Source organism: Streptococcus sp. CF4-3 (assembly GCF_024295385.1).
In the GTDB taxonomy this organism is placed as follows: Bacteria; Bacillota; Bacilli; order Lactobacillales; family Streptococcaceae; genus Streptococcus; species Streptococcus infantis_I.
The window spans coordinates 11,884-23,923 of the sequence record NZ_JANCPN010000004.1; the positions used below are offsets into that span (position 1 = coordinate 11,884).

Here is a 12,040-nt window from a genome sequence, read left to right on the forward strand (position 1 = left end):
TACCAAGCTAATGGTTATGTTTCTGTGGTATAATAATAAGTATGAATATTGAACAAACGAAAAAAGTTATTCTACAACCATTCACTAAATGGACAGGCGGTAAACGACAATTATTACCTGTCATAAAAGAACTCATGCCTGAAACGTATAATGATTATTATGAACCTTTTATCGGAGGAGGGGCATTATTTTTTGATTTAGCGCCGGAAAGAGCTGTTATTAATGATTATAATGCCGAGTTAATCAACTGTTATCAACAAATTAAGGATAATCCTCAGGAGTTAATTGACTTATTGAAGTATCATCAAGAAAATAATTCAAAAGATTATTACTTACAATTACGCTCAGCTGATCGTGATGATAGAATAAACAATATGTCCGATGTCCAAAGAGCTGCTCGAATTCTATATATGCTAAGAGTCGATTTTAATGGCTTATATCGAGTGAATTCTAAAAATCAATTTAATGTACCATACGGTAGCTATAAAAATCCTAAAATTGTTGATGAAGAGTTGATATCTGCTATTTCAAATTATCTAAATAAAAATCAAATAGAGATTAGAACAGGTGATTTTGAGGATGCACTCTTAGATGTTCAAGAAGGTGATTTTATCTATTTCGATCCTCCTTATATTCCATTATCTGAGACAAGCGCTTTTACATCGTATACTCATGAAGGTTTTTCTTATGAGGACCAAGTTAGATTAAGAGATACATTTAGGAGACTAAGTGATGCAGGCGCTTATGTAATGTTGTCAAATTCATCGAGTCATTTAGTAGAGGAATTATATCAAGATTTTAATATCCATTATGTAGAGGCTACACGAACAAATGGTGCTAAGTCTTCGAGCCGAGGAAAAATTTCTGAAATTATAGTCACAAATTATGAAAATTAACGAATATAAGTATGGGGGTGTTTTAATGACAAAACCATACTATAATAAAGACAAAATGATTCTTGTTCATGCAGATACGTTTAAATTATTATCAAAAATGAAACCAGAGAGTATGGATATGATCTTTGCTGACCCACCATATTTTTTAAGTAATGGTGGGATATCTAATTCTGGGGGACAAGTTGTTTCCGTTGATAAAGGAGATTGGGATAAGATTTCTTCATTTGAGGAAAAGCACGAGTTCAACCGTAAATGGATTCGATTAGCAAAAGAAGTTTTAAAGCCTAATGGGACTATATGGGTTTCAGGGAGTTTGCATAATATTTATTCAGTTGGAATGGCATTAGAGCAAGAAGGTTTTAAAATTCTAAATAATATTACTTGGCAGAAAACAAACCCTGCACCCAATTTATCCTGTCGTTATTTTACTCATTCTACCGAAACTATTTTATGGGCAAGGAAAAATGATAAAAAAGCTCGTCATTATTACAATTACGATTTGATGAAAGAGCTAAATGATGGTAAGCAAATGAAAGATGTATGGACAGGCTCCTTGACGAAAAAAGCTGAGAAATGGGCTGGCAAGCATCCAACACAAAAACCAGAATATTTATTGGAACGTATAATTTTGGCTTCTACTAAAGAAGGTGACTATATTTTAGACCCGTTTGTAGGAAGTGGAACAACAGGAGTAGTCGCTAAACGCTTAGGTAGAAGATTTATAGGTATCGATGCTGAAAAAGAATATTTAAAAATTGCAAAGAAGAGGTTGGAATATACACAATGAAAAAGGGTGGCATTGGAGGAGCAAACACTAAAACAGGTTTAGCTTTTGAAATACAAACGGATTTCCCTACATTTTTGGCTAGTCAAGATGGCTACAGTATTGAGAATATTGACTATGATACTAGAAGGACGGAACAAGGAGGAAAAACGAAAATCATCAAAGGAACCAAATTGCGTTCGAAACCTTTTAGATGGAGTATAAAATTTTTAGGAGACGAAGTTGGACAGATTTTCCAAAAAACTGGTCTCTATCGCTACTTTGATGAAATTGATGGATTTGATTATACAAAAATTATATCCGCTCAATTGTTACCTGATGAAGCAATTTTTGTAGTTAGTAAAAATACAGTTTATATAGTTGAGAAAAAGACACAAAATCAAGGTGGCAGTGTTGACGAAAAGTTGCAAACATGTGATTTTAAATTAAAACAATATAAAAAACTATTTTCTCCTTTAAATAAGGAGGTCAGTTATTCATACCTATTAGATAAAGATTGGTTTAAAAATCCACGCTATAAAGATACTTTAGATTATATTATTAGTGTTGGATGTAAATATTATTTTAATTATATTCCATTAGATGCGATTGGCTTACCATTACCTAAACAAGAGGAAAATTAATTATGAATTTTAAAAATTATTTAATAAAATCCCCACAAGAAAGGTTAACGATTTTCTTAGAATCATTATCAATTACCAATAGAACTCCAGAGTATTATGTGAATTGGAATAAAGTTGACCGTGAGACAAAGAAGTATGAATTAGAATTGAATACTTTGAACTACTTAATTGGTAAAGATGATATTTATTCCGAAGCTTTACGTTTATTCACTAAACAACCTAATTTGTTAAAAGCTATTCCTAGCTTAATCGCAAGTCGTGATAGAGTTTTAGATATTCTTACAATAGACAATGATGATAATATGTCTTTTGAGCAATTGGATTTCAAAACGATAGACACTAGTAGAATAGATGATTACTTGAAATTTATCGAGCAATCTGGTTTATTAAATTTTTTACAACAACATGCTAATCGTTCATTAGTTGATTATGTTTATGGAGTAGAGACTGGATTAGATAGCAATGCACGAAAAAACCGAAGTGGAACAACCATGGAGGGGATTTTAGAGAGACATGTAGCAAAAATTTCTCAGGAACAAAAATTGGAATGGAAATCTCAAGCTACAGCCCAATTCATTAAGGATAAGTGGGGAATTAAAGTACCTGTTGATAAATCTGAGAGAAGATTTGATGTTGCAGTTTATTCCCGAGAAAAACATAAGGTTTGGCTGATTGAAACAAATTACTATGGTGGAGGAGGAAGTAAATTAAAAGCAGTAGCTGGTGAATTTACTGAACTTAGTCAATTCGTGGTCACATCAGATGATGCTGTTGAATTTGTATGGGTTACGGATGGTCAAGGATGGAAAACTGCACACTTACCATTAGCAGAAGCATTTAGTCATATCACTAATGTGTTTAACTTAGAAATGTTGAGAGAAGGATTTTTATCTGAATTGTTTCGACAATAGACTTGTTGAACTTTAAAATTAGGTAAGTGACAAAAGAAATAAGAAAAAGAGGCAAACGCCTCTTTTTTTATTACTTTCCCACTCTAATGATTTATTATTCTATTCACTAAATCTTAAAAAATAGCCATCTGGGTCTAGAACTGCAAATTCATGAGGGTAGATATATTGTTCACCAACACGAAATTCTCTTTTAGTCAAAGGACGATGAATAGGATAGTTAGACTCGATTACTTTCTGATGGAGTCTAGGGACATCCTTGATGCCAAAGGAGATATTGACACCACGACCAAATGGGTAGGTCAGTTCAGCTAATTCATCCTTTGGTCCCTCCTCTAACATTAGCTGGCAATCTTCAAGCGATAAAAAGAGGAATTTTTCTTCTGGACGCTCGTATTCGACAGAGAATCCCAATAAGTCGCAGTAGAAGTGACGCGATTTCTCGATATCCGATACGACAAATTCAGGGATGACAGCTTGATAGTCCATTCGTTTTCTCCTTAGAAATCAATCTCCAAGACAATCGGTGTGTGGTCTTGACGGGCACCGGAGTTAATCATGTCTGACTTGGTAACCTTGTCTGCTACACGGTTACTTGTGAGCCAGTAGTCGATTCTCCAGCCTGTGTTGTTGATTTTTGAAGTCTTGCTGCGTTGTGCCCACCAAGTATAGCGTTCTGGCACATCGCCATGGATATGGCGGAAGGTATCTGTAAATCCTTTGGCTAAAAGGTTTGTAAATCCTTCACGTTCTTCGTCTGTAAATCCTGGTGAACGGCGGTTGCTGGCTGGGTTGGCAAGGTCAATTTCCTTGTGGGCAACGTTGTAGTCTCCTGTTGCTAGGACAGGTTTTTTCTTGTCTAGTTGAGCCAAGTACTCTGCATATTTGACATCCCAGACTTGACGTTCTTCCAAGCGTTTGAGGCCATCTCCAGCATTAGGAGTGTATACTTGAGTCACGAAAAATGTATCAAATTCTAGGGTAATGATACGGCCTTCAGAGTCCATAGTAGAAGGAGCACCGATTTCTGGGAAGCTGATAGTTGGAGTCAGTTCTTTCTTATAGAGGAACATGGTTCCAGCATAGCCTTTACGAGCAGGCTCTTGAGAGGAACGCCAAGTATTTTCATATCCAGGGAAGAGTTCTTCTAACACCTCGAGGTGTTTTTTAGTAGGCCCTGTAGCTGAAAGCTTGGTTTCTTGGATAGCGATAATATCGGCATCTTCGGCTACCAAGGTTTGGAGGACGTCTTGTGATAATTTCGCACGCGCAGAGTCGCTCGTCAATGCTGCGTTTAGGGAATCAATATTCCATGAGATCAATTTCATAATGTTTACCTTTTCATTCAGATTATAGACAATATTATACCAGAAAAAGAAGCAATTCCCCAGCGTATAGTTTGAAAAATCAAGGTCATTCCTATATAATAAAGAATGATTTATGTAAAAGATTGAAAATAAATGAAATGTTACTCCTTTGAGTATCTTTATCGCTGAATATGACAAAGTTTCAGTTAGTGTCATCACCTATGAATAGGAAAAACCTGAGGCAGTCGCCTCAGGTTTCCATTTGTCATTAGAAAGGAATTTTATGTCCATTATCCAAAAACTCTGGTGGTTTTTTAAATTAGAAAAACGCCGTTACCTAGTTGGAATTGTAGCTTTGGTTTTGGTTTCTGTACTAAACCTCATACCACCTATGGTCATGGGGCGTGTGATCGATGCAATTACTTCGGGACGATTAACACAAGATGAGCTCCTGCTTCATCTCTTTTATCTCCTGCTGGCAGCTTTCGGGATGTACTACCTGCGTTATGTTTGGCGCATGTATATCCTAGGGACCTCCTACCGACTTGGACAAATTATGCGTTCAAGACTATTTGAGCATTTTACAAAGATGTCTCCCGCTTTTTATCAGAATTATCGAACTGGGGATTTGATGGCTCACGCCACCAATGATATCAATGCCCTGACTCGTTTAGCAGGTGGGGGTGTTATGTCTGCGGTAGATGCCTCTATCACTGCCTTGGTGACTCTGCTAACTATGCTCTTTAGCATTTCTTGGCAGATGACCTTGGTTGCCATTCTACCTTTGCCATTTATGGCCTATGCGACTAGTCGTCTGGGGAGAAAGACCCATAAGGCTTTCGGAGAATCACAAGCAGCCTTTTCTGAACTCAATAATAAGGTTCAAGAATCTGTATCGGGTATCAAGGTAACTAAGTCCTTTGGTTATCAATCCGATGAGTTGGCATCTTTCCAGGAAGTCAATGATTTGACCTTCCAAAAGAATCTGCAAACCATGAAATATGATAGTCTCTTTGACCCCATGGTTCTACTCTTTGTTGGTTCTTCCTATGCCTTAACTCTCTTAGTCGGTGCCTTTATGGTGCAAGCAGGACAAGTAACCGTTGGGAATCTTGTCACCTTTATCTCTTACTTAGATATGTTGGTCTGGCCCTTGATGGCGATTGGTTTTCTCTTTAATATTACTCAAAGAGGGAAGGTTTCTTATCAACGAATTGAGAGTCTTTTGTCCCAAGAATCACCTGTCAAAGAACCAGAATCTCCACTTGACGGGATTGAAAATGGACGCTTGGACTATGCCATTGATCGTTTTGCCTTTGAAGACGAAGAGACGCTGAGAGATATACATTTTAGTCTTGAAAAAGGGCAAACCTTGGGCTTGGTTGGACAGACTGGTTCAGGGAAAACAGCTTTGATTAAATTGCTCCTACGTGAGTATGACGTTGACCAAGGAGCTATTTATCTAAATGGTCATGACATTCGTGACTATCGACTAGCTGACTTACGAAGTTTGATGGGATACGTCCCACAGGACCAATTTCTCTTTGCTAGCTCTATCTTAGAGAATATTTGTTTTGGAAATCCCGACCTACCTTTCTCAGCAGTAGAGCAAGCAACTCAGTTGGCTCAAGTCTATCAAGACATTAAAGCCATGCCTGAGGGATTTGATACAGTTATCGGGGAAAAAGGTGTCAGTCTATCTGGTGGACAAAAGCAACGTCTTGCTATGAGTCGAGCTATGATTTTAAATCCTGATATCTTGATTTTAGATGATTCCTTGTCAGCTGTGGATGCCAAGACAGAGTTCGCTATTATCGATAATCTCAAGGAAACTCGCAAAGATAAAACGACCATCATCACTGCCCATCGTCTCAGTGCAGTTGTTCATGCAGATTTGATTTTGGTCATGCAGAATGGTCGAATCATTGAACGAGGCACACATGAAGACTTACTCGCCTTGGATGGTTGGTATGCCCAAACCTACCAGTCTCAACAGTTAGAAATGAAAGGAGAAGAAGATGCGCAATAAACAAGAACAATGGGCTGTATTGAAACGCTTGTTGTCCTATCTCAAGCCCTATGGTCTCCTAACCTTTTTAGCCTTAGCCTTTCTCCTTACGACGACTGTTATCAAGAGTATCATCCCCTTGGTAGCTTCGCACTTTATCGATCAGTATCTAAACAATCTCAACCAGCTTGCCGTTACAGTTCTGCTAGTTTACTATGGTCTTTTTATTCTTCAAACCATTGTCCAATATGTAGGGAACATCCTCTTTGCGCGAGTGTCCTACAGTATCGTTAGAGATATCCGACGTGATGCCTTTGCTAATATGGAGAAGCTAGGCATGTCTTATTTTGATAAAACACCTGCAGGTTCCATCGTTTCTCGTTTGACCAATGACACTGAGACTATTAGCGATATGTTTTCAGGAATCTTATCCAGTTTTATCTCAGCAGTCTTTATCTTTGTGACAACCCTTTATACCATGCTTATTTTGGATTATCGTCTGACAGCTTTAGTATTGCTCTTTCTACCCTTGATTTTCCTTTTGGTCAATCTCTACCGTAAAAAATCGGTTAAGGTTATCGAAAAAACCAGAAGTCTCTTGTCAGATATCAACAGTAAGCTGGCAGAAAATATCGAAGGAATTCGCGTCATTCAAGCCTTTAACCAAGAAAAACGCCTGCAAGAAGAGTTTGATGAGATAAACCAGGAACACCTAGTCTACGCTAACCGTTCAGTAGCCTTGGACTCCCTCTTTTTACGTCCAGCTATGAGTTTGTTGAAGCTGTTGGGATATGCAGTTTTGATGGCTTACTATGGCTATCGTGGTCTCTATCTAGGAATAACGGCAGGAACCATGTATGCTTTTATCCAGTACATCAATCGCCTCTTTGATCCCCTCATCGAGGTAACACAAAACTTTTCTACCCTTCAAACATCCATGGTGTCAGCAGGTCGTGTCTTTGCACTTATCGATGAGACTAACTATGAACCGGCCCAAGAAGATGGACAATCCGAGATTAAAGAAGGAAATATCCGTTTTGAACATGTGTCCTTCTCCTATGATGGGAAGCACCAGATTCTCGATGATATTTCCTTTACAGTCAATAAAGGTGAAACCATCGCCTTTGTCGGACATACTGGCTCTGGGAAATCCTCTATCATCAATGTTCTTATGCGCTTTTATGAATTCCAGTCTGGTCGGGTTTTACTTGATGGTGTGGATATTCGTAAGTATAGTCAAGAGGAGTTGAGAAAAAATATCGGTCTGGTCCTACAGGAACCTTTCCTCTATCATGGGACCATCAAGTCCAATATCGCCATGTACCAAGATATCAGCGATGACCAGGTTAAGGCAGCAGCAGAGTTTGTGGATGCAGATTCTTTCATTCGGGATCTTCCATTAGGCTATGATGCCCCTGTGTCTGAGCGTGGTTCAAGTTTCTCTACTGGTCAACGTCAGCTTCTTGCCTTTGCTAGAACCGTTGCCAGTCAACCGAAAATTCTGATTTTGGATGAAGCGACAGCCAATATCGACTCTGAAACAGAAGCCTTGGTCCAAAATTCCCTAGCCAAGATGAGACAGGGTCGAACCACCATTGCCATTGCCCATCGTCTCTCTACTATCCAAGATGCCAACTGTATCTATGTCCTTGATAAGGGACGTATTATTGAGAGTGGAACCCATGAGGAACTTTTGGCCTTGGGTGGAACCTATCACAAGATGTATAGTTTGCAGGCAGGTGCCCTTTCCTAGGGAAGAATTCCTTTAAAATACATATTTCTTGCACTACCTCTTTTATTTTGTGGTATAATGTAGAATGTTAATAAAGATTACATATTAAAAGCAGAGGAGAATGTGCATGCTGAAATGGGATGAACTACCTCAAGAAATACAATTGAGTGAGGTAAAACCATACTACCAGCTTGTTTCTAAAAGAAAAGGCTCTCTGATTCTCAAGCGCTGTCTAGATTTGTTTCTAGCCTTGATCTTGTTAATCTTGACCTCACCCGTATTTCTGATTCTAAGCATTTGGATCAAACTAGATAGTAAGGGTCCAGTCATTTACAAGCAGGTGCGGGTAACCCAGTACAACCGACATTTCAAGATTTGGAAATTCCGGACCATGGTAACCGATGCGGACAAGAAAGGAAGTCTAGTAACTTCTGCAAATGATAGCCGCATCACCAAGGTTGGAAATTTTATTCGCCGGGTTCGTTTGGATGAACTTCCACAATTGGTCAATGTCCTCAAAGGGGAGATGTCCTTTGTGGGAACTCGTCCAGAAGTGCCACGCTACACAGAGCAGTACAGCCCAGAAATGATGGCTACCTTACTCTTGCCAGCAGGGATCACATCCCTTGCCAGCATTAACTACAAGGACGAGGATGCCATTATCAGTCAAATGACTGCAAAAGGTATGACGGTTGACCAGGCTTATGTTGAGAGAGTCCTGCCAGAAAAGATGCACTATAATCTAGCCTACCTACGTGATTTTAATTTCTTCGGGGATATTAAGATCATGTTCCAGACTGTATTTGAAGTTTTAAAATAAGTAGTCGCAAGATTGAAACCAATCAAAGGAGTAAAACAATGACAAAGTATAATATTCCATTTTCACCACCTGATATTACCGAAGCTGAAATTGCTGAAGTAGCAGATACCCTTCGTTCTGGTTGGATTACAACAGGACCTAAGACAAAAGAATTGGAGCGTCGTCTTTCCGTCTATACTCAGACACCTAAGACAGTCTGCCTCAACTCTGCAACAGCAGCTCTTGAATTGATTTTGCGCGTGCTTGAAGTGGGTCCTGGCGATGAAGTTATCGTTCCGGCTATGACTTATACAGCATCATGTAGCGTTATCACTCACGTAGGTGCTACACCAGTTATGGTTGATATCCAAGGTGATACCTTTGAAATGGACTATGACAAGCTTGAGCAAGCGATTACTGAGAAGACAAAGGTTATCATCCCAGTTGAACTTGCAGGGATTATCTGTGACTATGACCGTTTGTTCCAAGTTCTTGAGAAGAAACGTGACCTCTTTACAGCTACTAGTAAGTGGCAAAAAGTCTTTAACCGTATCGTTGTTGTCTCAGATAGCGCCCATGCTTTGGGTTCAACCTACAAGGGGCAACCAGCTGGTTCCATTGCAGACTTTACGTCCTTCTCTTTCCACGCAGTTAAGAACTTCACAACTGCTGAAGGAGGAAGTGCTACTTGGAAAGCTAATCCAGCTATTGATGATGAAGAAATGTACAAGGAATTCCAAATCCTATCTCTTCATGGTCAAACAAAAGATGCGCTAGCTAAGATGCAACTAGGTTCATGGGAATACGATATCGTAACTCCTGCCTACAAGTGCAACATGACGGATATCATGGCTTCAATTGGTTTGGTACAATTGGATCGTTATCCTGGCTTGCTACAACGTCGTAAGGACATCGTAGATCGCTATGACCGTGGATTTGCAGGAACTCGTATTCACCCATTGGCGCATGAGACAGATACTGTTGAATCTTGCCGTCACCTTTACGTTACCCATGTAGAAGGTGCTAGTCTCGAACAACGCAATCAAATCATCCAAGAATTGGCTAAAGCTGGAATCGCAAGTAACGTTCACTACAAACCGCTTCCACTTTTGACAGCCTATAAAAATCTTGGCTTTGATATGGCAGATTATCCACGAGCTTATGCCTTCTTTGAAAATGAGATTACACTACCGCTTCACACCAAATTAACGGATGAAGAAGTAGATTATATCATTGAGACTTTTGTCAGAGTTTCTGAAGAAGTTCTAGTCGCTTCACAAAAATAATTAAAAAAATTAGTAAAAAATTAGTGAAAACGGTTGACAAAGAAAAAACAATAACATATAATTAACTCAACAAATCAGAAAAGTAGATATTTTTAATCTTTAGGGAGCCTGTGGTTACTGTGAACAGGTGGTTGAAACTAGTGAAATTGGGCTGATTTTAAAAGTGAATTTGAAACAATGAAAATTCGGTAGGCACACCTTATAGTGCAACTTGTTGTTAGACAAGGCAGAGATGTAAAGGGGATATCCTCTTTACAATTGAGGTGGTACCGCGTTACAAACGCCCTCACATGGAAGAAAAATCCGTGTGTGGGCTTTTTTTATCCGTCATTTTGTTTATCTTTTATTAGGGTGTTAAGTCGCTTTGATGAACTTGAGTTCTATCTACAGCTCCTTGCCTACTACTAAAAGCAAACAAAAAGCCGGATTCATACAGAAGGAGGAAAATTTTATGACAACTAAAGGATATTTTGGACAATTTGGTGGTAGTTTTGTACCAGAACCAATTCAGGCTTTATTAGATGAGTTGGAAGTGACTTTTGATAAATACAAGGATGATCCAGAATTTTTGGCAGAATATCGTCATTACTTGAAGGATTATTCAGGTCGTGAAACACCGCTTTATTTTGCGGAAAGTTTGACAGAGCACCTAGGTGGAGCTAAGATTTATCTCAAGCGTGAAGACCTTAACCACCTTGGATCTCACAAACTTAATAATGTTTTGGGTCAAATCCTTCTAGCAAAACGCATGGGTAAAAAGCGTGTCATTGCTGAGACAGGAGCTGGCCAGCACGGTGTTGCGACTGCGGCTGCTGCAGCTAAGTTTGGTATGGCATGTGATGTCTATATGGGGGCAGAAGATGTGGAGCGTCAACGTCTCAATGTCTTCCGTATGGAGATGATGGGAGCAACTGTTCACGCAGTTGAAACTGGTACTCGTACCCTCAAAGATGCGGTTGACGCAGCCTTTGGAGCATGGATGAATGACCTTGAAGCCTTCTACGTTTTAGGTTCGGCTGTAGGTCCTCACCCTTACCCAACTATTGTTCATGAGTTCCAAAAAGTGATTAGTGAAGAATCTCGTCGTCAAATCTTGGAAAAAGAAGGACGTCTGCCAGACTACGTTATTGCCTGTGTGGGTGGTGGTTCTAATGCCATCGGTGCCTTTTCACAGTATGTAGCTGATGAAGAAGTTAAATTGGTTGGGGTAGAAGCTGCTGGTCACGGTTTAGATACCGATAAACACGCGGCAACAATGACCAAGGGTAGTGTAGGAATTGTCGACGGGATGAAGACCTATGCAGTCTTTAAGGAAGATGGAGAGCTCGCGCCAGTTTACTCTATCTCTGCTGGTTTAGACTATCCAGGGGTTGGACCAGAACACGCCTTCTTTAAAGACTCTGGTCGTGTAGAGTATGTTGCAGCGACTGATGAAGAGGCTGTCCAAGCCTTGCTTCTACTTAGCAAGACTGAAGGAATTATCCCAGCTATTGAAAGCTCCCATGCTATCGCAGAAGCGGTCAAACGAGCACCAAAACTAAGTAAAGATGAGATTATCGTCATCAATGTCTCTGGTCGTGGAGACAAGGACGTAGCTGCTATTGCAGACTACCTTGAAGCTAAAAAATAAAAGATGGAAAAGATACAGAGATTTCTCTCACAGAGAGCTTGTGGTTGCTGAAAACAAGCAGAGAAAG

Annotated in this window: 11 protein-coding genes and 2 other annotated features (1 of these 13 cut by a window edge); of the genes, 9 read left to right on the top strand and 2 right to left on the bottom strand. The window is 39.5% G+C overall.

What is annotated here, in order from left to right:
- Nucleotides 1–41 precede the first annotated feature (41 nt).
- Genes NML75_RS04525 through NML75_RS04540 form a run of 4 tightly spaced genes read left to right on the top strand, consistent with a single transcriptional unit; the run spans nucleotide 42 to nucleotide 3,214 of the window.
- The gene (locus tag NML75_RS04525; protein ID WP_254804161.1) at nucleotides 42–896 is read left to right on the top strand and encodes a DNA adenine methylase; all 855 of its coding nucleotides are present in this window, start codon (nucleotides 42–44) and stop codon (nucleotides 894–896) included.
- Nucleotides 897–921: 25 nt separating this feature from the next.
- The gene (locus NML75_RS04530) at nucleotides 922–1,683 is read left to right on the top strand and encodes a DNA-methyltransferase (RefSeq protein WP_254804162.1); all 762 of its coding nucleotides are present in this window, start codon (nucleotides 922–924) and stop codon (nucleotides 1,681–1,683) included.
- Nucleotides 1,680–2,303 carry a hypothetical protein gene (locus NML75_RS04535; protein WP_061863629.1) on the top strand — a complete coding sequence of 208 codons (624 nt, stop codon included), beginning with the start codon at nucleotides 1,680–1,682 and terminating at the stop codon, nucleotides 2,301–2,303. The genes NML75_RS04530 and NML75_RS04535 overlap by 4 nt, the downstream gene beginning before the upstream one ends.
- 2 nt (nucleotides 2,304–2,305) lie before the next feature.
- On the top strand, nucleotides 2,306–3,214 hold the full coding sequence (locus NML75_RS04540) for a type II restriction endonuclease (RefSeq protein WP_254804163.1): 909 nt from the start codon (nucleotides 2,306–2,308) through the stop codon (nucleotides 3,212–3,214).
- A gap of 99 nt (nucleotides 3,215–3,313) precedes the next feature.
- On the opposite strand, the gene NML75_RS04545 is transcribed toward NML75_RS04540, so the two are convergent.
- Both NML75_RS04545 and NML75_RS04550 read right to left on the bottom strand, forming a co-directional pair.
- On the bottom strand, nucleotides 3,314–3,700 hold the full coding sequence (locus NML75_RS04545; RefSeq protein WP_254804164.1) for a bleomycin resistance protein: 387 nt from the start codon (nucleotides 3,698–3,700) through the stop codon (nucleotides 3,314–3,316).
- Between the two features lie 11 nt (nucleotides 3,701–3,711).
- A complete protein-coding gene (locus NML75_RS04550) occupies nucleotides 3,712–4,539 on the bottom strand; it encodes an exodeoxyribonuclease III (RefSeq protein WP_254804165.1) in 828 nt (275 codons plus the stop codon).
- Nucleotides 4,540–4,801: 262 nt separating this feature from the next.
- Here NML75_RS04550 and NML75_RS04555 point away from each other — a divergent pair, with 262 nt between their 5' ends.
- The 5 genes from NML75_RS04555 to trpB all read left to right on the top strand — a co-directional run bounded on the left by NML75_RS04555 (nucleotide 4,802) and on the right by trpB (nucleotide 11,973).
- Nucleotides 4,802–6,547: an ABC transporter ATP-binding protein gene (locus NML75_RS04555; RefSeq protein ID WP_254804166.1), complete on the top strand. Its 1,746-nt coding sequence runs from the start codon at nucleotides 4,802–4,804 to the stop codon at nucleotides 6,545–6,547.
- Nucleotides 6,537–8,279 carry an ABC transporter ATP-binding protein gene (locus NML75_RS04560; protein WP_254730639.1) on the top strand — a complete coding sequence of 581 codons (1,743 nt, stop codon included), beginning with the start codon at nucleotides 6,537–6,539 and terminating at the stop codon, nucleotides 8,277–8,279. Before NML75_RS04555 ends, NML75_RS04560 begins: the two co-directional genes overlap by 11 nt.
- A gap of 106 nt (nucleotides 8,280–8,385) precedes the next feature.
- Complete coding sequence (locus tag NML75_RS04565) at nucleotides 8,386–9,078, top strand: sugar transferase (RefSeq protein WP_254730636.1); 693 nt, start codon at nucleotides 8,386–8,388, stop codon at nucleotides 9,076–9,078.
- Between the two features lie 38 nt (nucleotides 9,079–9,116).
- Complete coding sequence (locus NML75_RS04570; RefSeq protein WP_254730632.1) at nucleotides 9,117–10,343, top strand: DegT/DnrJ/EryC1/StrS family aminotransferase; 1,227 nt, start codon at nucleotides 9,117–9,119, stop codon at nucleotides 10,341–10,343.
- Between the two features lie 66 nt (nucleotides 10,344–10,409).
- Nucleotides 10,410–10,634: a binding site (T-box leader), on the top strand.
- A gap of 160 nt (nucleotides 10,635–10,794) precedes the next feature.
- Complete coding sequence (gene trpB, locus NML75_RS04575) at nucleotides 10,795–11,973, top strand: tryptophan synthase subunit beta (RefSeq protein ID WP_254730629.1); 1,179 nt, start codon at nucleotides 10,795–10,797, stop codon at nucleotides 11,971–11,973.
- Nucleotides 11,970–12,040 (top strand) — a binding site (T-box leader) (it continues 155 nt past the right edge of the window). It overlaps the preceding gene by 4 nt.

Coding starts and splice junctions, on each gene's coding strand:
- NML75_RS04525 (WP_254804161.1), top strand. CDS start 42: ATGAATATTGAACAAACGAAAAAAGTTATTCTACAACCATTCACTAAA.
- NML75_RS04530 (WP_254804162.1), top strand. CDS start 922: ATGACAAAACCATACTATAATAAAGACAAAATGATTCTTGTTCATGCA.
- NML75_RS04535 (WP_061863629.1), top strand. CDS start 1,680: ATGAAAAAGGGTGGCATTGGAGGAGCAAACACTAAAACAGGTTTAGCT.
- NML75_RS04540 (WP_254804163.1), top strand. CDS start 2,306: ATGAATTTTAAAAATTATTTAATAAAATCCCCACAAGAAAGGTTAACG.
- NML75_RS04545 (WP_254804164.1), bottom strand. CDS start 3,700: ATGGACTATCAAGCTGTCATCCCTGAATTTGTCGTATCGGATATCGAG.
- NML75_RS04550 (WP_254804165.1), bottom strand. CDS start 4,539: ATGAAATTGATCTCATGGAATATTGATTCCCTAAACGCAGCATTGACG.
- NML75_RS04555 (WP_254804166.1), top strand. CDS start 4,802: ATGTCCATTATCCAAAAACTCTGGTGGTTTTTTAAATTAGAAAAACGC.
- NML75_RS04560 (WP_254730639.1), top strand. CDS start 6,537: ATGCGCAATAAACAAGAACAATGGGCTGTATTGAAACGCTTGTTGTCC.
- NML75_RS04565 (WP_254730636.1), top strand. CDS start 8,386: ATGCTGAAATGGGATGAACTACCTCAAGAAATACAATTGAGTGAGGTA.
- NML75_RS04570 (WP_254730632.1), top strand. CDS start 9,117: ATGACAAAGTATAATATTCCATTTTCACCACCTGATATTACCGAAGCT.
- trpB (WP_254730629.1), top strand. CDS start 10,795: ATGACAACTAAAGGATATTTTGGACAATTTGGTGGTAGTTTTGTACCA.